18 protein-coding genes are annotated in these 19,213 nt (G+C 64.5%); 10 read left to right on the forward strand and 8 right to left on the reverse strand.

The genetic code is table 11. The annotated features are described in order from the left end of the window. The first annotated feature begins 26 nt into the window (after window positions 1-26). The gene (locus CG471_RS02280) at window positions 27-2,006 is read left to right on the forward strand and encodes a S9 family peptidase (protein ID WP_099230352.1); all 1,980 of its coding nucleotides are present in this window, start codon (window positions 27-29) and stop codon (window positions 2,004-2,006) included. A gap of 139 nt (window positions 2,007-2,145) precedes the next feature. On the opposite strand, the gene rpsD is transcribed toward CG471_RS02280, so the two are convergent. Next, window positions 2,146-2,760, reverse strand: coding sequence for a 30S ribosomal protein S4 (gene rpsD / locus CG471_RS02285; RefSeq protein WP_004211980.1), 615 nt, complete (start codon window positions 2,758-2,760; stop codon window positions 2,146-2,148). A gap of 256 nt (window positions 2,761-3,016) precedes the next feature. Here rpsD and CG471_RS02290 point away from each other — a divergent pair, with 256 nt between their 5' ends. Beyond that, on the forward strand, window positions 3,017-3,313 hold the full coding sequence (locus tag CG471_RS02290; protein WP_099230354.1) for a chorismate mutase: 297 nt from the start codon (window positions 3,017-3,019) through the stop codon (window positions 3,311-3,313). On the opposite strand, the gene CG471_RS02295 is transcribed toward CG471_RS02290, so the two are convergent. The 4 genes from CG471_RS02295 to rpiB all read right to left on the reverse strand — a co-directional run bounded on the left by CG471_RS02295 (window position 3,310) and on the right by rpiB (window position 6,704). Continuing rightward, window positions 3,310-4,368, reverse strand: coding sequence for a TrmJ/YjtD family RNA methyltransferase (locus CG471_RS02295; protein WP_099230356.1), 1,059 nt, complete (start codon window positions 4,366-4,368; stop codon window positions 3,310-3,312). The genes CG471_RS02290 and CG471_RS02295 overlap by 4 nt on opposite strands. A gap of 99 nt (window positions 4,369-4,467) precedes the next feature. After that, a complete protein-coding gene (gene nrdR / locus CG471_RS02300; RefSeq protein ID WP_010337343.1) occupies window positions 4,468-4,929 on the reverse strand; it encodes a transcriptional regulator NrdR in 462 nt (153 codons plus the stop codon). A 6-nt stretch (window positions 4,930-4,935) separates the two neighbouring features. Further along, window positions 4,936-6,255 (reverse strand): serine hydroxymethyltransferase, encoded by a 1,320-nt coding sequence (gene glyA, locus CG471_RS02305; protein ID WP_099230358.1) that lies wholly within the window; start codon window positions 6,253-6,255, stop codon window positions 4,936-4,938. Window positions 6,256-6,266: 11 nt separating this feature from the next. Continuing rightward, window positions 6,267-6,704, reverse strand: a complete 438-nt coding sequence (rpiB, locus tag CG471_RS02310) for a ribose 5-phosphate isomerase B (protein ID WP_099230360.1) — start codon at window positions 6,702-6,704, stop codon at window positions 6,267-6,269. A 102-nt stretch (window positions 6,705-6,806) separates the two neighbouring features. On the opposite strand from rpiB, the gene CG471_RS02315 reads away from it, so the two are divergent. Next, on the forward strand, window positions 6,807-6,992 hold the full coding sequence (locus tag CG471_RS02315; RefSeq protein WP_099230362.1) for a hypothetical protein: 186 nt from the start codon (window positions 6,807-6,809) through the stop codon (window positions 6,990-6,992). Between the two features lie 64 nt (window positions 6,993-7,056). On the opposite strand, the gene CG471_RS02320 is transcribed toward CG471_RS02315, so the two are convergent. Continuing rightward, window positions 7,057-7,524: an Hsp20 family protein gene (locus tag CG471_RS02320; protein ID WP_010337347.1), complete on the reverse strand. Its 468-nt coding sequence runs from the start codon at window positions 7,522-7,524 to the stop codon at window positions 7,057-7,059. A 617-nt stretch (window positions 7,525-8,141) separates the two neighbouring features. Here CG471_RS02320 and CG471_RS02325 point away from each other — a divergent pair. Beyond that, complete coding sequence (locus CG471_RS02325) at window positions 8,142-9,392, forward strand: lipoprotein-releasing ABC transporter permease subunit (protein WP_099230364.1); 1,251 nt, start codon at window positions 8,142-8,144, stop codon at window positions 9,390-9,392. Next, on the forward strand, window positions 9,385-10,071 hold the full coding sequence (locus CG471_RS02330) for an ABC transporter ATP-binding protein (protein WP_099230366.1): 687 nt from the start codon (window positions 9,385-9,387) through the stop codon (window positions 10,069-10,071). The genes CG471_RS02325 and CG471_RS02330 overlap by 8 nt, the downstream gene beginning before the upstream one ends. Here CG471_RS02330 and CG471_RS02335 read toward each other — a convergent pair. Beyond that, a complete protein-coding gene (locus CG471_RS02335) occupies window positions 10,060-11,865 on the reverse strand; it encodes a diguanylate cyclase (protein WP_099230368.1) in 1,806 nt (601 codons plus the stop codon). The genes CG471_RS02330 and CG471_RS02335 overlap by 12 nt on opposite strands. 64 nt (window positions 11,866-11,929) lie before the next feature. Then, complete coding sequence (locus CG471_RS02340; RefSeq protein WP_099230370.1) at window positions 11,930-13,102, reverse strand: Yip1 family protein; 1,173 nt, start codon at window positions 13,100-13,102, stop codon at window positions 11,930-11,932. A 159-nt stretch (window positions 13,103-13,261) separates the two neighbouring features. On the opposite strand from CG471_RS02340, the gene dnaE reads away from it, so the two are divergent. The 5 genes from dnaE (at window position 13,262) to CG471_RS02365 (ending at window position 19,175) form a co-directional block, all read left to right on the forward strand. Next, window positions 13,262-16,804 carry a DNA polymerase III subunit alpha gene (gene dnaE, locus CG471_RS02345; protein ID WP_099230372.1) on the forward strand — a complete coding sequence of 1,181 codons (3,543 nt, stop codon included), beginning with the start codon at window positions 13,262-13,264 and terminating at the stop codon, window positions 16,802-16,804. 33 nt (window positions 16,805-16,837) lie between these two features. Next, window positions 16,838-17,248, forward strand: a complete 411-nt coding sequence (locus CG471_RS02350) for a ketosteroid isomerase-related protein (RefSeq protein ID WP_099230374.1) — start codon at window positions 16,838-16,840, stop codon at window positions 17,246-17,248. 41 nt (window positions 17,249-17,289) lie between these two features. Beyond that, entirely contained in the window at window positions 17,290-18,264 is a 975-nt protein-coding gene (locus CG471_RS02355; RefSeq protein WP_099230376.1) for a carbon-nitrogen hydrolase family protein, read from the forward strand. Then, window positions 18,261-18,851, forward strand: a complete 591-nt coding sequence (locus tag CG471_RS02360) for a GNAT family N-acetyltransferase (protein WP_099230378.1) — start codon at window positions 18,261-18,263, stop codon at window positions 18,849-18,851. Before CG471_RS02355 ends, CG471_RS02360 begins: the two co-directional genes overlap by 4 nt. Before the next feature lie 78 nt (window positions 18,852-18,929). Further along, a complete protein-coding gene (locus CG471_RS02365) occupies window positions 18,930-19,175 on the forward strand; it encodes a hypothetical protein (protein ID WP_010337356.1) in 246 nt (81 codons plus the stop codon). The last annotated feature ends 38 nt before the right edge of the window (window positions 19,176-19,213 follow it).

The raw sequence follows: 19,213 nt of genomic DNA on the forward strand, positions 1-19,213 counted from the left end.
GAATTTGGGGGGAGTATTTTTCCAGCATGCATAATAAGTTGAATGCGGCGCGCCTGGGTGCGCTGCTGGCCATGTCGTCGCTGTCGGCGATGGCCCATGCCGAACCCGATGCACTGGCCAAGGCATTTGGCGCGCGGGAAACCGTGATTTCGGCCAGCCTGTCCGCCGATGGCGATAAGATTGCGCTGGTCGCCGCCGGACCGGGCCGGACGACGCGTGTCCATGTGCTGAACGCGCAGGAGGGAGCGGAACCCAAGGCCGTTCTTTCAGGCAGTGGAAAGCCGGAATATCTGACGAGTTGCGACTGGATCGGGGCAGCGCGCCTGAGCTGCAACATTTTCAGCACGCAACGCTATGGCGACAATGTCTACACATCCAGCAATGTCGTGGCGGTTGATGCGGAAGGCGGCAATATCAAGGGGTTGAGCCAAAAACGGGGCGAGAATGCTCTGGGCTATGACCTGCGCGGCGGCGAGGTGCTCGATTATCTTCCCGGCGAGGACGGCGCGATCCTCATGACGCGTTCCTATGTGCCTGAAGCCAAGGCCGGCAGCCTGATCGAGAAGAAGGCCGAAGGGCTGGGGGTCGACCGGATCGACAGTCGCACCGGAACGTCACGGCGGGTCGAGGCGCCCGAGAAGAACGCGTTCGACTTCATTACCGATGGGCTTGGCCATGTACGCGTCATGGGCCTGTGGGACCGCAAGGACACCGGCTATGTCACCAGCCAGTTCAAATATCTGTACCGTGGTGCCGATGGGGGCGGTTGGCGCCAGCTTTCCACATATGACTGGCAGTCGGAAACAGGCTTCAGGCCCGTTGCGGTCGATCCGGCCAAGAATATTGCCTATGGCTTCGAGCGCAAGGAGGGGCGTTTTGCGCTGATGGCGGTGCAACTGGATCCCGGCCTGGAAAAGACGCTGGTCTACGCCAATCCGAACGTCGATGTTGCTGGTCTGGTCAAGACCGGGCGCGACCAGCGCGTCGTTGGCGTCAGCTATGTCGATGATTATCGCCATACGGACTATTTCGATCCGGCGGTGCTGGCGATGGTCAAATCGCTCGGCAAGGCGCTGGGCGGCAAGTCCGTCCATATTGGCGATCTCAGCGCCGACGGGCAGAGAGCACTGGTCTGGGCCGGCAGCGACGTCGATCCGGGGCAATATTATCTGTATGACAAGGCTGCGCGCAAATTGTCGCCGATCATGCCTGATCGACCGGAACTGGCCGGACACGCGCTCGCGGCGATGAAGCCGATCCAGTACAAGGCGCAGGACGGAACCGTCATTCCCGCCTATCTGACCCTGCCGCCCGGCAAGGAGGACGCCAAGGGGCTGCCGGCGATCGTCATGCCCCATGGTGGACCGGAATCGCGCGACGAATGGGGTTTCGACTGGCTGGTGCAATATTATGCGGCGCGTGGCTTCGCCGTTATCCAGCCGCAATTTCGGGGGTCTTTCGGCTTTGGCGAGAATTGGCTGATGGGCAATGCCTTCCGTTCCTGGAAGGCGGCCGTCGGCGACGTGGCAGATTCGGGACGCTGGCTGGTCCAGCAGGGGATTGCCGATCCTGCCCGACTGACCATCCTGGGCTGGTCCTATGGCGGCTATGCGGCGCTGCAGGCGCAGGCGATCGACCCCAAGCTGTTCAAGGCGGTGGTGGCTATCGCGCCGGTCACCGACATCAGCGACATGCTGCGACGCAGCCGTTATTCGGCGACCTATCTGGAAGATCGCAAGATGCTGGGCACGGGCCCGGAGGCGGCCAATGCATCGCCGGCCAATCATGCCGCCGAATTCCAGGCGCCGGTGCTGATGTTCCATGGCACGGACGACAATAATGTCGACATCACCCAGGCAAGGATCATGCAGTCCAAACTTGAAGGCGCGGGCAAGCGTAGTCGGCTGGTGGTCTATGATGGGCTGGCGCATGACCTGGACGACAGCGATGCGCGGGCCGACATGCTCCAGCAGAGTGCGGACTTCCTGCTGCAGGCGGGGAAATAGGAAAAGGAAAGGGGAGGCTTCGGGCCTCCCTTTTTTTGTCCTGCGTCCAGGCGAGGCACCGGCCAAGGAAAAAGGCCAAAAGAAAAAGGGCGGTCCCTTGCGGGGCCGCCCTTCTCCAAATTCTGTCCGGAAGGACCGATTAGCGCGAATAGAATTCGACGACCAGATTCGGTTCCATCTTCACCGGGTAGGGCACTTCGTCCAGCGTCGGAACGCGGACATAGGTGACCTTGGTGGCGCCGTCGGGGGCGACATAGTCGGGGATGTCACGCTCGGGCAGGCTCTGCGCTTCGAGAACCAGCGCCATTTCCTGCGCCTTCTTGCCCAGGGTGATTTCGTCGCCCGGCTTCACCAGACGCGAGGCGATGTTGCACTTCACGCCGTTCACATAGATGTGGCCGTGCGAAACGATCTGACGAGCCGAGAAGATGGTCGGCGCGAACTTGGCGCGGTACACGACGGCGTCCAGGCGGCGCTCCAGCAGACCGATCAGGTTCTGGCCGGTGTCGCCCTTCATGCGGCTGGCTTCGAAATAGTTCTTCTTGAACTGCTTCTCGGTGATGTCGCCGTAATAGCCCTTCAGCTTCTGCTTGGCGCGCAGCTGGATGCCGTAGTCCGACATCTTGCCCTTGCGGCGCTGGCCGTGCTGACCGGGGCCATATTCGCGCTTGTTGACCGGGCTCTTCGGGCGACCCCAGATGTTCTCGCCCATGCGACGGTCGAGCTTGTACTTGGCGCTAGAGCGCTTCGACATACCTAATTCCTTACAACTGCATACTACGTTATCCGCCCTCCGGATCCGATGAACCGAGGTCCGCAGCAAGCGGAGGGCGAAGGCTTCCCGGTCATCGCCTGTTTCCATATTTCAGGGACAGGGCCGCCGCTTCACCGGGATGCGGGGCCAATCGCGAAGGCGCGCCTATGGAGAAGGTCGGTTCTTATGTCAAGCGCAGACATCTGTCGCCACTGGGGCCTCGACAGGTCGCGGAGCGCGGCCTAATCCGGCGGCCATGAAGCCCGAAGACTATACCAGCATGACCGAGGTGCGCGCCGGTGTCGACGCCCTCGACCGCCAGCTCGTCGCCCTGCTTGACCAGCGTTTCGCCCATATGCGCGCCGCCGCCCGCATCAAGCCGGATCGCAGCGCCGTGCGCGACGAGGCGCGCAAGCGCCAGGTGATCGACAATGCCCGTGCGGAGGCCGAACGGCTGGGTGCGCCCGGCGACGTGATCGCGGACCTGTGGGAGCAACTAGTCGAAGCCTCGATCGCCTATGAAATGGCCGAGTATGACCGCACGCGGGGTTAACGCTCCCGCGGTCGGTTGAGGTGCGACAGCACGCCGCGGAGCGTGCGCACCTCCAGATGGTTCCAGCCCGGCTTGGTAAGCAGGTTGCGCAGCGTCAGCTTGGTCGCGGGTGCGCGGTCGGGCGGGAAGAAATAGCCGACCTTCTCCAACAGCGTGTTCAGCTGCAGGATCATGCCTTCCAGCTCCTCCTGCGGCGCGGGCTCGCCCAGCTCGGTCACGGTCGGCTGTGCCAGATTGGCCTGCTTGGACCATTCATAGGCGCACAGGATGACCGCCTGGGCGAGGTTCAGCGAGCCGAATTCCGGATTGATCGGCACGGTCAGGATCTTGCGGGCGAGCGCCACATCCTCGGTCTCCAGCCCCGACCGTTCCGGCCCGAACACATAGGCGCAGCGGCCCTGTGCGGCATGGATCTCCTGCGCAGCTTCCTCGGGCGTGACCACCGGCTTGGTGACGCCGCGCTTGCGCACGGTGGTGGCATAGACATGGGCGCAGTCGGCGACCGCATCGGCCAGCGTCTCATAGACCTGCGCCTTGTCCAGGATGAAGTCCGCGCCGGCCGCCGCCGGACCGGCATCGGGATTGGGCCAGCCGTCGCGCGGGGAGACAAGCCGCATCTCGGTCAGCCCGAAATTCAGCATCGCCCGCGCCGCCTTGCCGATATTCTCGCCCAGCTGCGGACGGACCAGGACGATGACGGGGGGGAGGGGGGAGATTTCGTTATTCATTTCACCGTTCGTCCTGAGTAGCGGCTGAGCCTGTCGAAGCCCCGTATCGAAGGATTTGCGCGACGCCAACCGGATGGCGTCCCAATCACCAGCGATCAGCGCTTCCTTCTTCTTTCGCGACCAGCCCTTAATCTGCTGTTCTGCGGCAAGGGCTTCGTCCCTGGTCCCGAACGCCTCGCTCCAGACCAGGGTTACGGGACGTCGGCGCTGGGTGTAGCCGGCGACTTCACCGGAATGATGCTGGCCCAACCGCAATTCCAGATTATCGGTATGGCCCAGATAGTAGCTGCCGTCCGCGCATCGCAGCATATAGGTATGAAAGCTCATCACGCGGTCCTTCGATACGCCATTTCGACTTCGCTCAATGGCTACTCAGGACGAACGGATGTGGAAAGGGCTGGCTAAGGCGAATGAGGGGATGGCCCCTCACTCACTCCCGACCTCCTTCACCGTGCTGGCGAAATCCTCGAAGTCGCGGGCGTCGGTGAAGTCCTTGTAGACGCTGGCGAAGCGGATATAGGCGACGCTGTCGAGGCGTTTGAGCCCCTCCATCACCATCTCGCCGATCGATCGCGCCGGGATCTCGCTTTCGCCGCTGGTTTCCAGCTGGCGCTGGATGCCCGAAATCAGCTTCTCGATCCGGCTCGGGTCGATCGGCCGCTTGCGGCAGGCGATGCCGATGGAGCGGGCCAGCTTGTCGCGCTCGAACGCTTCCTTGCGGCCTTCGCTCTTCACCACCCAGATGTCGCGCAACTGGATGCGCTCGAAGGTGGTGAAGCGCGCGCCGCAGGCTTCGCACTGCCGGCGACGGCGAATGGCATTGCCATCCTCCGTCGGCCGGCTGTCCTTCACCTGGCTGTCCTCATGGGCGCAGAAAGGGCAGCGCAAGCGGGCTTACCCCTGATAGATGGGGAAGCGGGCGCAGAGCGCGGCGACACGTTCGCGGACGCTGGCTTCGACGGCGGCATCGCCATGTTCGCCATTGTCGCGCAGCCCTTCCAGAACGTCGGCGATCATGTCACCAATATCCTCGAACTCGGCGACGCCGAAGCCGCGGGTGGTGCCGGCCGGCGAGCCGACGCGGATGCCGCTGGTCTTGGTCGGCGGCAGCGGGTCACCTGGCACGCCATTCTTGTTGCAGGTGATGAAGCTGCGCTCCAGCGCCTCGTCCGCATCCTTGCCCGAAATGCCATAGGGGCGCAGGTCGATGAGGGCGAGGTGGGTGTCGGTGCCGCCCGAGACCACGGCCAGGCCGCGCTGCTCCAGCTTGCCGGCCAGTGCCTTCGCATTGGTGACGATCGCCTGGGCATAGGTCTTGAATTCGGGCTGCAGCGCTTCGCCGAAGGCGACCGCCTTGGCGGCGATGACATGCATCAGCGGGCCGCCCTGAAGGCCGGGGAAGATCGCCGAATTGATCTTCTTCGCGATCGCCTCGTCATCGGTCATGATCATGCCGCCACGCGGGCCGCGCAGCGTCTTGTGCGTGGTGGTGGTCACGACATGGGCATGGCCGAAGGGCGAGGGGTGGGCGCCACCGGCGACCAGGCCGGCGAAATGGGCCATATCGACCATGAACAGCGCGCCGACCTTGTCCGCGATCGCGCGGAAGCGGGCGAAGTCGATCTGGCGCGGATAGGCGCTGCCGCCGGCGATGATCAGCTTGGGCTGGCATTCGATCGCCTGACGTTCGACATCGTCATAGTCGATCAGATGGGTGTCTTCGCGCACGCCATATTGCACGGCGTTGAACCACTTGCCCGACATGCTGGGCTTGGAACCGTGGGTCAGGTGACCACCGGCGTCGAGCGACAGGCCCATGATGGTTTCGCCGGGCTTCACCAGCGCCAGCATGACGCCGCCATTGGCCTGCGCGCCCGAATGGGGCTGGACGTTGGCGAATTGGCAGCCGAACAGTTCCTTCGCGCGGTCGATGGCAAGTTGTTCCACCACGTCCGACGGGGCGCAGCCCTGATAATAGCGCTTGCCCGGATAGCCTTCGGCGTACTTGTTGGTGAAGACGCTGCCCTGCGCTTCGAGCACGGCCTGCGACACGATATTTTCCGACGCGATCAGCTCGATCTGGGTCTGCTCGCGCTTCAGTTCCTGGGCAACGCCGGCGAACACGGCCGGATCGGCAGCGGCCAGGCCTGCGGTGAAATAGCCTTCCGAACGAATGTCCGACAGGTTGGGCTGGGTGAGGGTTTCGGTGCTCATCTCAAGTCCTTTCAGAGCGCGGGCTGGGACAGTTTCTCGACGCGGCCGGCATGGCGGCCACCGCCGAACTCGGTGGTGAGGAAGGCGGTGACGCAGGCCTTGGCCATGTCGACGCCGGTCAGGCGCGCACCCATGGCCAGGACGTTGGCGTCATTATGCTCGCACGACAGCGCGGCCGACAGCGGTTCGCCGACCAGAGCGCAGCGGCAGGCCGGGTTGCGATTGACGGCGATCGAGATGCCGATGCCCGAACCGCAGAGCGCGATGCCGCGTTCCGCTTCGCCCGATGCGACGGCGGTCGCGAGCTTGTAACCAAAATCGGGATAATCGACGCGGTCGGCGGTGGCCGGGCCGAGGTCGGCGACCTCATGGCCCTCGTCGCGCAACCATAGCGCAAGTTCGGCCTTCAGGTCGACGGCGGCATGATCGGAAGCGATGGCGATTTTCATGGGTGCGTTCCCCTGCGGCTTGGGGTGATTCGTTTCTGCGCGCCTCATAGGGGTATGGGCCGCCAATTGCCACAGTCCAGCTAGGCGCCTATGGACTGGCCCATGGCGGGCATGATCCTTTCGATATTGATGCTGGCGGGTATCCTGCTGACCGGCGGGGGAATTTACGCGATCGTGAAGCGCGGCGACCGCAAGCGCGGGGTGCTGATGATCGTCGCGGGGCTGGTGATGTTCGGCAATGTCGCGATCAGTGCGATACCGATGCCGCCGCCGCAGCAGGTGCGCTGAACGGCGGGTAGCAAGAAGGGCGCAACCTTGCGGTCGCGCCCTGTGCTTGTTTCGGGTGGCCGGATCAGGCGGCGTCGCGATCCTTGTTGATGTCGACCAGATGGCCGCCATTCACGGCGATCTTCTTGGGCTTCATCGCTTCGGGCACTTCGCGCACCAGTTCGATCACCAGCAGGCCGTCGGCCAGGTCCGCCTTTTCGACGCGGACGAAATCGGCCAGTTCGAAGCGGCGTTCGAAGCTGCGATTGGCGATGCCGACATGCAGGAACTTGGAACGGTCGGCGTTGGTCTCATCCTTGCGGCCGATCACCTGGAGCAGGTTCTGCTGGGCGGTAATGTCGATTTCCTCGGGGCGGAAGCCGGCGACGGCCAGGGTCACGCGATAGCGGTCCTCGGCCAGGCGTTCGATGTTGAAGGGCGGGTAATTGTCGCCCTGCGCCAGACGGGCATTATTCTCGATCAGGTCGAACAGACGATCGAAGCCGACGGTCGAGCGGCGATAGGGGGTAAGGTCGAAACCACGCATGCTCATAATCTCCAACAGAGCAAAATGATCCTGCCGGACCCGGTCTTCGGCGTCCGGCCTATGCTTGCGCCCGGCCCCATGTGGCGACCGGACGGGATTGATATGGTTGGCTCTTTGCGTTGTTCAAGAGGGGGCAGGGGGAAGCATCGCGCCGCCTGTCCTATAGCGCCCGCGCGCGTTGAACTGGCGAGAAGAGGGCGGAGAAAATCGACGGAAGCGTAACAAAATTTCCGTCTTGAATCCGAAAATGCCAAGATGTGCGGGAAATGTGCGAAGTTAAGCGGGAAGGGCGCCCAAGAGTCGCTGAACAAAAAAGTGCCCGGACCGCTTTCGCGATCCGGGCACTTAATGGACGATTGCTCGTCTCCCCCTTGGCCTGCCTCTACCGACTTCTCAGCCCCCTAAGCTTGAAGTGGGAAGCAGTATCCCTGAACCACGGCCTTTTGCCTGTGCCTCGGGAGCCTTGCTATGACTGGCGCAGCCTGCTGTCACGGGCAAAATCCGGGCTCTGTGATTTTCTGTATCGGCCTGTGTCCCGTGTGCAACAATTCCGCAATCCTTGCCGTTAAGGCTCAGCCTGCTAGACCGGCCGCATCACTACCAGAAGGGCCATTCGCGCCACCATGATTCTATCCCGCTACGAACGCATGATCGCCAAGCGCTATTTGCTGCCGGGCAAGGGGGAAGGCTTCATCTTCCTCGTCGCCGGCATCAGCTTGGCCGCGGTCATGCTCGGAGTCGCCGCGCTCATCATCGTCATGAGCGTCATGAACGGGTTCCGCGCGGAGCTGTTCGACAAGATTGTCGGCCTCAACGGCCATGCCGTGGTACAGGGCTATGGCGGGCGCCTGCCCGACTGGCGCGATGTGCTGAAGGAAGCGAAGGCGACGCCGGGCGTCACCAGCGCGACACCGCTGATCGAGCAACCCCTGCTCGGCCTCTATCAGGGACGGGGGGAAGGCGTGCTGGTGCGTGGCATGACCGTGCCCGACATTCGCAGCAACACGACGCTCAAGGGCAAGGTGGTTGCCGGCGATCTCAACGCGCTGACCGCCAATAGCGAGAAGGTCGGCATTGGTGTTCGCCTGGCGGAAAATCTGGGCATCCAGGTCGGCGACCATATCAGCATCATGAACCCGGCTGGCCGCGCGACCCCGTTCGGAACGATGCCGCGCCAGATATCCTATCAGGTGGCGGCGATCTTCGAGGTCGGCGTCTATGATTATGACAAGGCCTTCGTGGTCATGCCGATCGAGGATGCGCAGACGCTGCTGCTGCTGGGCGATGTCGTCAGCATGATCGAGGTCGAGACGGTCAATGCCGACAAGGTTGGCCAGATATTGGAGCCGCTGGCGGCCAAGGTCGCGGGTCGCGCCGTGGTGCAGGACTGGCGCCAGATGAACGCCAGCCTGTTCGAGGCGCTGGCGGTCGAGCGGGTGGCGATGTTCGTCGTGCTGTCGATCATCGTGCTGGTCGCGGTGTTCAACATCCTGTCCTCGCTGATCATGCTGGTGCGTGCCAAGACGCGCGACATTGCGATCCTGCGCACCATGGGGGCGAGCCGGAGCGGGTTGGTGAAGATCTTCATGACCGTGGGCGTCACCATCGGCACGCTGGGCATGGTCGCCGGCATGGCGCTGGGCTTCACCTTCCTCTTCTTCCGCCAGAGCGTGGTGAATGTGATCCAGTTCGTGACCGGGCAGAATCTGTGGGATCCCTCGATCCGCTTCCTGACAGAATTGCCGTCCAAGCCCGATCCGGTCGAGATCGTCATCATCTGTCTGATGGCGCTGGTCTTCAGCTTCCTCGCCACCCTCTATCCGGCCTTCAAGGCTGCCAATACCGATCCTGTCCAGGTGCTGCGCTATGAATGATGTCCTCAAGGTCACGGGCCTTTCCCGCAGCTTCACCCAGGGCGGCGTCACCATCGACGTGCTGCGCGGCGTCGACCTGACGGTCGGGCCGGGCGAGATCGTCGCGCTGCTCGGCCCATCGGGCTCGGGCAAGTCGACGCTGCTGCAGGCGGTCGGCCTGCTGGAAGGCGGGTTCGATGGATCGATCCGCATCGCCGGCGAGGAAGCGGCGAAGCTCGACAATGACGGGCGTACCCGCCTGCGCCGCGATGCGCTGGGCTTCGTCTATCAGTTCCACCACCTGTTGCCCGATTTCAACGCGACCGAGAATGTCGTGCTTCCGCAGGTGATCAAGGACGCGACCATGGACGCGGCGCGGACCCGTGCGGAATCGCTGCTGACGGCGCTGGGGCTGGGCCATCGGCTCGACCATCGGCCGAGCCAGTTGTCGGGCGGCGAGCAGCAGCGCGTCGCGGTCGCCCGCGCGCTGGCCAATCGCCCGGCGCTGGTGCTGGCGGACGAGCCGACCGGCAATCTGGACGAGCGCACCGCCGACGTGGTGCTGGCCGAATTCCTGCGCCTGGTGCGCGGCGAAGGATCGGCGGCTCTGGTCGCCACCCATAATGAACGGCTGGCGGAAAAGATGGACCGGGTGGTCCGCCTGCACGAGGGGCGGCTGGAAGAGGCGTCAGCCCGGTAACAGCCCCTCGCGTGCGGCCGCGACCATGATCTGGTCGCGGCCCTCGCCCTTGGCACGCAGCAGCGCGGCGTCGGCGGTGGTGACCAGTCGGACGGCGGCGCCATGGTCGGGCCAGGCGGCCAGGCCAAAGGAGGCGGTGATCGGCCCCAGTTCCTGACCGCGATGCTCGACCCGCAGGTCGCGGATGCGCTGCTGGATCTGGGCGGAGCGGGTGAGCGCCTGTTCCAGCGTGAAGCCGGGCATCAGGAGGACAAATTCCTCGCCGCCCAGGCGGAAGGCAAAACCCTGTTCGCGCAGCGAATCGCCCAGCACCGCGCCGACCGCGCGCAGCACTGCGTCGCCCGCATCATGGCCATAGCTGTCGTTGAACCGCTTGAAATGGTCGATGTCGACCATCAGGCAGGCGAGCGGGGCATGGTTGCGTTCCGCCTCGTCCACCAGCGCCTCGAACATGGCGTCGAAATGACGGCGGTTGGGCAGGCCGGTCAGCGCGTCCGCCATCGCCATTTCGCGCAGCGCATCGCGCAGGCGCAAATTGGCGAGCGCCAGGCCGATATTCTCCGCCAGCATCTCCAGATATTTTTCCGCCCGATCGAGATGTTCGGCATCCATGTCGCGGGTCTGTTCGAAATAGAGCAGACCGATGCTTTCGCCCTGCGCCGCCAGCGGGATGCAGATGGTCGGGATGGCGGTTTCGCCTTCCAGATGCTCGCAGGCAATGTCGACCATGCCGCCGCGCGGCTTGTGGACCTGCCCGCGTCGCAGTGCCCAGCAGGCGGAGGCCGGGAAATCGTTGCGCGACTGTTTGGGATCGAGCCAGTCGCAGGCCTGCAGCATCATGTTGCGGCGAATGTCGTGGATATAGAGGCGGCCGGGGAAATCGGGCGTGATTTCCGGGGTGAAACGGCGCACCACCTCGACCAGATCGGCGGTGCTGTCGCAGCCCTGCAGGCGCTGGGTCATGCGCGACAGCAGGTCGCGCATGGTGCGATCGACATCGCGCTCCTGCTCCAGCCGTTGCCGCTCCAGACCATTTTCACGGAAAATACGGATCGCCTGCGCCATGTCGCCAATCTCGTCCACCTGCGGGAAATCGGGCGGGATCGCGGCAAAATCCTGCGCGGCAAGGCGGGTGACGACATCGCTCAGCCGCACGACCGGATGCAGGATGCGCTGCTTCAGCACGAAATAGAGGACGCACAGGAACAGCAGGGCGGTGACGCCCAGCATGATTTCCGACATGGTCCGCCACTGGCGCGCGCTATCGGTCGCGCCCTGCACCGCCGTGTCGGTGCGATGATCCAGCATATATTGGAAGCGGCCGACCTGCGCTGCCACCCGGTCCAGTTCGCGGCCATATTCGTCGCCGAAGAGGATGGTGCGGGCGGTCTTGTCATCGCCCGCCTGCGCCGCCTTGATTGCGACATCCTGTTCGTCGGACAGGGCGTCGGCCCACTGGATCGCCTGGCGCAGCGCGTTCAGCTCATTCTCGTTGGCGCCGGCATCCTTGAGATGCCTAATGCGGTCCTCGACGGAACGCAGCGCTTCCTTCTCGCGGCGGTAGACGACCAGATGGCTGGGATCGCCCGAAATCACATAGCCGCGCGCCTGTTCGGTCAGGCGATAGACATCCTCCTCCAGGGTGGAGGTCAACTGGTCGAAACTGGCGCGCTGGGCGACCGCGGCGCGCTCGCGCTGTTCCGCGCCGGACGCGAACAGCATCGTCGTGCCCGACGCCAGAGTAAGCAGGACGGTGGCCCCATAGGCCCAGTTGGTGATCGTGGATAAACGCATGATGGCGCCTAACCTAGGCCCGATAGCTTGGCAATTCGTTACGCGGGCGACCTCATGACATTGCCTATTTTGCGGCGAGCGCGCTCAGTCGGTCGAGATCGAGCGCGTTCACCGCGGCCTTCAACTCCCCGATATCGGCGACGGTGCCCTCCGCCTCGACCATGAAGCGGTCGGCCAGCGTGGTGGCATATTTGCCGTGACGGCTGTCCTTGTCCCATTCCTCGGTTACAATGCGGCCGTCGATCGTCTGGGTACGCTCATAGCCGCTGGCGGTCTGGCGGTTCGATTGGACGTTGAGCGCCGCGCCGATCCCGGCAAAGGCGCCGGCCACGGCGATGTCGTTCACCTCCAGCTCGATCTCGTCGTCGCCCGCACGGTAGCGGGCGGAGGCATGGGCGCCGGCGGACATGCCGCTGCTTTCCATCTCGGTGCGGGTGAAGCGGCCGATCTTCTCGGGCAGCAGCGCCTGCAGCAGATCGGGCGCGATGGCGGCGGAGCGGCCGTTCCTGGTTGCTTCCTCCATCCGCCTGGCGGCCTGTTCCATCTGCTTGGTGGCGGCGTCCATCTTGTCGACATCAATCTTGCCGATGCCCGGCACCATGATGTCGGCGCTGATATCGTCCGGCCCGGCATGGCCGCCGAACAGGCCGCTGAACGGCATGGCGAGCAGGCTGGCGAGAATGAAGAGCAGCGCGCCCGCGACCATGGTGACGATGGTATAGGGGAGCGCCTTCTGTTCGGGCACCTTCATCAGGCGCGGCAGGCCGAGATAGAGGAGATAGAGGCTGTAAAGTCCAAGCAGGCCCAGCATGCCCAGCCCCGGCAGCAGCGAGAAGATGCCGGCCAGCCAGCCGGCGGTCGCCGAATAGGCGGAAATCTTGAAGGCTTTCAGCTTGTCGCGCTGGCCGCCGAAGCTGGGGGCGAGGAAGTTGATGATGATTGCCAGCACGGCCAGGCCGATCAGCGACAGGACATAATGGGCGATCGCCATGCCGACCGCGCCGATCAGCGGCGGGCGCCAGCTGATGCCGAACAGGCCATGGCCAAAGACCTGCCCGCCGATCAGGGTGGCGAGCGGCGGGATCGCCGCCAGGATCATGGCATAGCCGGTATAGATGCTGCCGATGCTGGCCGGTTCGGCCTCGATCACCGTCCATTCGTCCCTGGGGCGCAGGATGATCGCCTTGGCCCGATCGGCGATGCCGGGCGGGGTGGAAACCGGGTTGCTGTCCGACATGACCGTGCTCCCTGTTCTCTGGCCTATCCTCTGGCCCGTTCTTTGGGCGCGATAGGATCAGCAAGCGCAGCCCTTGGCAAGCGACAAGTGGTGATCTTGTCCACAGCTTTTCGCCGGGCGGGACTGGCGCGCGGGCGCTGCCGTCGTTAGATTGCCGCGATGTCTCATTCCGCCTTCGTACCGCTGCGCATCTTTTCGTCCTTCACCATGCTCGAAGGGGCGATCGACCCCAAGAAGATCGCCAAGCAGGCCAAGGCCCTGGGTTTTCCGGCGGCGGCGATCACCGACCGCAACGGCCTTTATGGGTCGATGGCCTTTTCCGATGGCTGCAAGGGCGAGGGCGTGCAGCCGATCGTCGGCGCGATGCTGGGCGTGGTGCGGCCGGGCCGGCCATCCAATGCGCCGGCGGTGCATGACTGGATCGCCCTCTATGCGCAGGATGCCGGCGGCTATGACAATATCTGTGCGCTCGTGTCGATGGCGCATCTCGACCGGCCGCTGGAGGAAGTGCCCCATGTCACGCTCGACATGCTGGAGGGGCGGACCGATGGCGTGATCGCGCTGACCGCCGGCGGGGAAGGGGCGATCGCCCGCCTGTTCGCCGAGGATCAGCCCGACGCTGCGCTCGCTTACGCCGACCGGTTGCAGGCTTTGTTCCCTGATCGGCTCTATGTCGAGATCTGCCGCCGGCTCGACCCGATCGAGGGCAAGGCGGAGCCGCAACTGCTCGACCTGGCCTATGACCGCAATCTGCCGCTGGTCGCGACCAACCCGACCTGCTTTGCCGAGCCGGAATTCCACGCGGCGCATGACGTGATGCTGTGCATCGCCGACGGCGCCTATGTCGAGACGCCCGATCGCCGCACCAGTTCGCCCGACGCCTGGATGAAGCCGGCAGCGGAGATGAAGCGGCTGTTCGAGGATCTGCCCGAGGCGCTGGCCAACACGCTGGTCGTGGCCCAGCGCTGCGCAGTGATGGCGCCCAAGCGCAAGCCGATCCTGCCGAGCCTGGCTGGCGATATCGAGGGCGAGGGCATCATGCTGCGCGATCAGTCGATCGCGGGGCTGGAAGCCCGGCTGGAGAAGGCCGGGATCATCGCGGACGAGGCGCGTCAGCCCTATTTCGAGCGGTTGAAGTTCGAAATGGACATCATCATCCAGATGGGCTTCCCCGGCTACTTCCTGATCGTGGCCGACTTCATCAAATGGGCCAAGGATCATGATATTCCGGTGGGGCCGGGCCGTGGTTCGGGTGCCGGATCGCTGGTGGCCTGGGCGCTGACCATCACCGATCTCGATCCGTTGCAACTGGGCCTGCTGTTCGAGCGCTTCCTGAACCCGGAACGCGTCTCCATGCCCGACTTCGATATCGACTTCTGCGAAACGCGGCGCGGCGAGGTGATCCGCTACGTGCAGCAGAAATATGGCAGCGACCATGTCGCCCAGATCATCACCTTCGGTAAATTGAAGGCCCGCGCCGTGCTGAAGGATACCGGCCGCGTGATGCAGATGAGCTATGGCCAGGTCGATCGCCTCGCCAAGCTGGTGCCCAACCATCCGACCGATCCCTGGACGCTGGAGCGATCGCTGAACGGCGTTGCCGAGTTCAAGGCGGAATATGACAATGACAATCAGGTCAAGCGCCTGATCGACTATGCGATGAAGCTGGAAGGCTTCCCGCGCCACAGCTCCACCCACGCGGCCGGCGTGGTGATCGGCGACCGGCCGCTGAGCCAGCTGGTGCCGCTCTATCGCGATCCGCGATCCGACATGCCGGTGACCCAGTTCGACATGAAGTTCGTCGAGGGCGCGGGGCTGGTGAAGTTCGACTTTCTCGGCCTCAAGACGCTGTCGGTGCTGCAAAAGGCGGTGCAGCTGCTCAAGGGGCGCGGTGTCACGGTCGATCTCGACACGCTCGCCTGGGACGATGCCAAGGTCTATGAACTGCTCCAGCGCGGCGATACGGTCGGCGTGTTCCAGCTGGAATCCGAAGGCATGCGCAAGACGCTGGCGGCCGTGCGTCCGACCAATTTCGGCGACATCATCGCGCTGGTGTCGCTCTATCGTCCCGGCCCGATGGACAATATCCCGATGTTCGGGCGCCGCAAGAACGGCCAGGAAGAGATTGAATATCCGCACATCCTGCTGAAGCCGATCCTCGAAGAAACCTATGGCATCTTCGTCTATCAGGAACAGGTGATGCAGGCCGCCCAGATCCTGGCCGGCTACTCGCTTGGCGACGCCGACCTTCTGCGCCGCGCCATGGGCAAGAAGATCAAGGCGGAAATGGACGCCCAGCGCCTGCGCTTCGTCGAGGGCTGTGCCAAGAGCGACATCAAGCCGGCCAAGGCGAACGAGCTGTTCGACTTGATCGACAAGTTCGCCGGCTATGGCTTCAACAAGTCGCACGCCGCCGCCTACGCGCTGCTCGCCTATCAGACCGCCTGGCTCAAGGCCCATTATCCGGCGGAATTCTATGCCGGGTCGATGGCGTTCGATATCCATCTGACCGAAAAGCTGACCGTCTTCGTTGACGATATGCGGCGCATGGGCATGACCTGCCTGCCGCCCGACCTCAACCAGAGCGAGGCCGACTTCACCGTCGAGGCGGTGCCGTTCGAGGGTGATGACCCGCGCCTGGGCTTTGCCGTGCGCTATGCGCTGGGCGGCCTCAAGGGCGTGGGCGAGAAGGCGATGGAGCAGCTGGTTGCCGAGCGCGAAGCCAATGGTCCGTTCAAGCATCTGGACGATCTGGCCGACCGGATCGAGCCGCGCCTGCTCAACCGACGCCAGCTTGAAAGCCTGGCGGCAGCCGGTGCCTTCGATACCATCCATGCCGACCGGGCGGGTGTCCATGCGGCGGCCGAAACCCTGTTGAGCGTCGCGGCAAGCGCGGCGCAGGCGCGCGAAAGCGGGCAGGGCGGCCTGTTCGGCGATGTCGAGACGGCCCATGCCGACGTCCGTATCCCGCCGCATCAGGCCTGGACCGTGTCGGACCGGATGGCGCAGGAAAAGGAGGCGTTCGGCTTCTATTTCTCGGCCCATCCGGTCGACCGTTTCCGCCATCTGGCCGATGCGCGCGGCGCGAAAAGCTATGGCGAAATCTGTTCCCAGCCGATGGGCATGCCCAATGCCGAAGGGCGGGTGATGGGCATCATGGCGGCGATGGTCGAAGATGTGCGCTGGCGCGAGACGCGGCGGGGCGCGCGCTATGCCAACGCCACCTTCTCCGACCAGAGCGGCCAGTTCCAGGCGAGCTGTTTCGACGAGGATGCCTGCAAGCAGATCGAGGAACTGGCGCGCGAGGGCGATTGCGCGCTGCTGCATGTCGAGCTGGATCGGCTGCCGGGCGAGGAAACGCCGCGCGTCACCGTGCGCCGGATGGAGCCGTTCCGCGAGATCGCCAACGTGTCGCGCATGGAGCTGGTGCTGGACATCGAGATGGTCGAGGCCGTGGCCAAGCTGGCGGCGATCCTGTCCGGCAGTCGGGGCGGGCGGTGCGAGGTGTTCGTGCGGGCGCCGATCGGCGATGGCAAGGCGGCCCGCGTCTTTCTGGGCGACGACTTCACGCTGGGCGCCGATCAGGTCGACGCGATCAGTGGCATTGCCGGGCTGACCGTTCATAATCTGGCGCGGATGGAGGCGAAGTCGGACGGCTATCGCACCCGCCATCGCCGATCGGCCATGCGGCTGGTCGGCTGATCCCGCACGTTTTCCCAGTCCGAGGAGAAATCTGTGTCCGAAACGACCCTGGCCCTGGTCCATGCCTATTATGATGCCTTCAACCGGCAGGACGCCGAGGGAATGCTGGCGCTGCTGGCCGACAATGTGCGGCACGAGCCGAGCCAGGGCGTGGCCCGCATCGGCAAGGCGGCGTTCGCCGATTTCCTGTCTCATATGAACCGTTGCTATGCCGAGACGGTGATCGATCCGATCGTGCTGGCCAATGCCGAAGGAACGCGGGCGGCGGCCGAGTTCATGCTGGACGGCCGCTATCTGGTGACCGACGAGGGGCTGCCGCCGGCCGCCGGCCAGACCTATCATCTGCGCGTCGGCGCCTTCTTCGACATCGTCGAGGGGCAGATTACGCGCATTTCCAACCATTATAATCTGGCCGACTGGATCGCGCAGGTCGAAGGGCGCTAAAGCCGCCGCCTGCCCCGTCGCCGTTCCATCCTGAGGTATCCTTGACCCACATCCGCGTTGCCGCCGCCCAATATCCGATCGAGCAGGTGCAGAGCTTTGCCGACTGGCAGGAAAAGCTGACCCGCTGGGTAGAGGAAGCCGCCGCGCTGGGCGCGACCCTGGCGATCTTCCCCGAATATGCGGCGATGGAGCTGGCCGGGATCGATCCCGAGCGGGCGGCCGACCTGACCGCCTCGCTCGACCTGGTGATGCAGTTTGGCGAGGCCTATGACCGCGTCCATGCCGAGCTTGCGGCGCGGCTGGACATCATGATCCTGGCGGGCAGCCGGCCGGTGCGGACCAGCGACGGACGGATCGTCAATCGTGCGCGGCTCTTCTGCCCGGACGGCACCACCGGCCATCAGGACAAGATCATGATGACCCGGTTCGAGCGCGAACGCTGGGGCATCAGTGGCGGCGACAGCATCAATCTCATCCACACGCCGATCGGGCCGGTCGGCATCTCGATCTGCTATGACGTCGAATTTCCGATGATCGCGCGGGCGCAGGCGGAGGCCGGCGCCAAGCTGATCCTGACGCCATCGGCCACCGACACGATGCAGGGCTATTGGCGGGTGCGGATCGGCGCGCAGGCGCGGGCGATGGAAAATCAATGCTTCGTCGTCCAGTCGCCCAGCGTCGGCATGGCCCCCTGGCTGCCCTGCATGGACGAGAATTTCGGCGCCGCCGGTGCCTTTGGTCCGCCCGATGGCATGATGCCCGACGATGGCGTGATCGCGCTGGGGCAGGCGAATGGCCCTGACTGGGTGGTGGCGGACATCGACCTTGCCATGGTCGACCAGTTGCGCGCGGATGGCACGGTGCTGCCCTTCCGCCATTGGCCCGAACAGCATGTGCCCTTCCACATCATCCAGAATGGCGCGGGATCGGACGTGATCGCGCAGATGGCCAGCGATGCCGCGCGCGACGATGCGCCGGTCGCGCCGCAAATCGAAGATCAGGAGATTGCAGAATGACCGAGCCGTCGATCATCGTCGACCGCGTGACCAGCGATGCGGAAGGGCTGGAGGCGCTGGCGACGCTGCGCATCCGCATCTTCCGTGAGTGGCCCTATCTTTACGAGGGCGATGCCGCGCATGAGGAGGAATATCTGCGCGCATTTCTGGCGAGCGACAAGGCGACGCTAGTGCGGGCGCGGATTGGCGACGAGCCGGTCGGCATCGCCACCGCATCGCCGCTGGCCGGCCAGCCCGACAGTCTGGTCGCGCCGCTGGTGGCGGCCGGCGTCGATGTCGCGCGCAGCTTCTATTTCGGCGAGTCCGTGCTGCTGCCGGCCTATCATGGCCGCGGCATCGGCCACCTCTTCTTCGACGCGCGCGAAGCGGCAGCGCGGGAGGCCGGCGCCGATTTTGCGATCTTCTGCGGCGTGGTGCGCCAAGAGGACGATCCGCGCTGTCCGGCCGACGCCCGCGACCTTGCCCCCTTCTGGCGCAAGCGCGGCTATGCGCCGATCGAGGGCGCGCTGTGCGACATGAGCTGGAAGGAAATTGGCGGCAGCGAAAAGGTCAGCCACCCGATGCAATTCTGGATGCGGGCGCTGTAAGGGGCGGGGCGGTTCCGGGGGCATGGCGACGAAAGCTTTCCCTTGATTTCGTGCGCGGTGGGTGGTCATGGCATATCCATGATTATCTCGACCATCCCCTGGGACCAGCCTGCCACCATGATCGACCTGGATGGCAAGGCGCCGCTGATCGCGACGGTGCGCGATTGCGTCATCCATTATGGCCTGTTCAAGCCCTTCGCCAAGGAACAGGCGCGGGTGCTGCTGACCCAGCCTGTGCATCGCGAGGGGCAGAAGACCCGGACCTGGCTGCTCAATCCCGATGAAATCCAGCAACTGGCGGACAAGCTGCGCGCGGAGGGCTGAGTTAGCGGCGGCGGCCGGCCTGGAGCAGGGCGTAGAAG

This window comes from Sphingobium sp. IP1, from assembly GCF_002708645.1.
In the GTDB taxonomy this organism is placed as follows: domain Bacteria; phylum Pseudomonadota; class Alphaproteobacteria; order Sphingomonadales; family Sphingomonadaceae; genus Sphingobium; species Sphingobium yanoikuyae.

Bases quoted from the DNA above. Each gene is read 5' to 3' on its own strand.
- CG471_RS02280 (WP_099230352.1), top strand. From the start codon at position 27: ATGCATAATAAGTTGAATGCGGCGCGCCTGGGTGCGCTGCTGGCCATG.
- rpsD (WP_004211980.1), bottom strand. From the start codon at position 2,760: ATGTCGAAGCGCTCTAGCGCCAAGTACAAGCTCGACCGTCGCATGGGC.
- CG471_RS02290 (WP_099230354.1), top strand. From the start codon at position 3,017: ATGAAGCCCGAAGACTATACCAGCATGACCGAGGTGCGCGCCGGTGTC.
- CG471_RS02295 (WP_099230356.1), bottom strand. From the start codon at position 4,368: ATGAGCTTTCATACCTATATGCTGCGATGCGCGGACGGCAGCTACTAT.
- glyA (WP_099230358.1), bottom strand. From the start codon at position 6,255: ATGAGCACCGAAACCCTCACCCAGCCCAACCTGTCGGACATTCGTTCG.
- rpiB (WP_099230360.1), bottom strand. From the start codon at position 6,704: ATGAAAATCGCCATCGCTTCCGATCATGCCGCCGTCGACCTGAAGGCC.
- CG471_RS02315 (WP_099230362.1), top strand. From the start codon at position 6,807: ATGGCGGGCATGATCCTTTCGATATTGATGCTGGCGGGTATCCTGCTG.
- CG471_RS02320 (WP_010337347.1), bottom strand. From the start codon at position 7,524: ATGAGCATGCGTGGTTTCGACCTTACCCCCTATCGCCGCTCGACCGTC.
- CG471_RS02325 (WP_099230364.1), top strand. From the start codon at position 8,142: ATGATTCTATCCCGCTACGAACGCATGATCGCCAAGCGCTATTTGCTG.
- CG471_RS02330 (WP_099230366.1), top strand. From the start codon at position 9,385: ATGAATGATGTCCTCAAGGTCACGGGCCTTTCCCGCAGCTTCACCCAG.
- CG471_RS02335 (WP_099230368.1), bottom strand. From the start codon at position 11,865: ATGCGTTTATCCACGATCACCAACTGGGCCTATGGGGCCACCGTCCTG.
- CG471_RS02340 (WP_099230370.1), bottom strand. From the start codon at position 13,102: ATGTCGGACAGCAACCCGGTTTCCACCCCGCCCGGCATCGCCGATCGG.
- dnaE (WP_099230372.1), top strand. From the start codon at position 13,262: ATGTCTCATTCCGCCTTCGTACCGCTGCGCATCTTTTCGTCCTTCACC.
- CG471_RS02360 (WP_099230378.1), top strand. From the start codon at position 18,261: ATGACCGAGCCGTCGATCATCGTCGACCGCGTGACCAGCGATGCGGAA.
- CG471_RS02365 (WP_010337356.1), top strand. From the start codon at position 18,930: ATGATTATCTCGACCATCCCCTGGGACCAGCCTGCCACCATGATCGAC.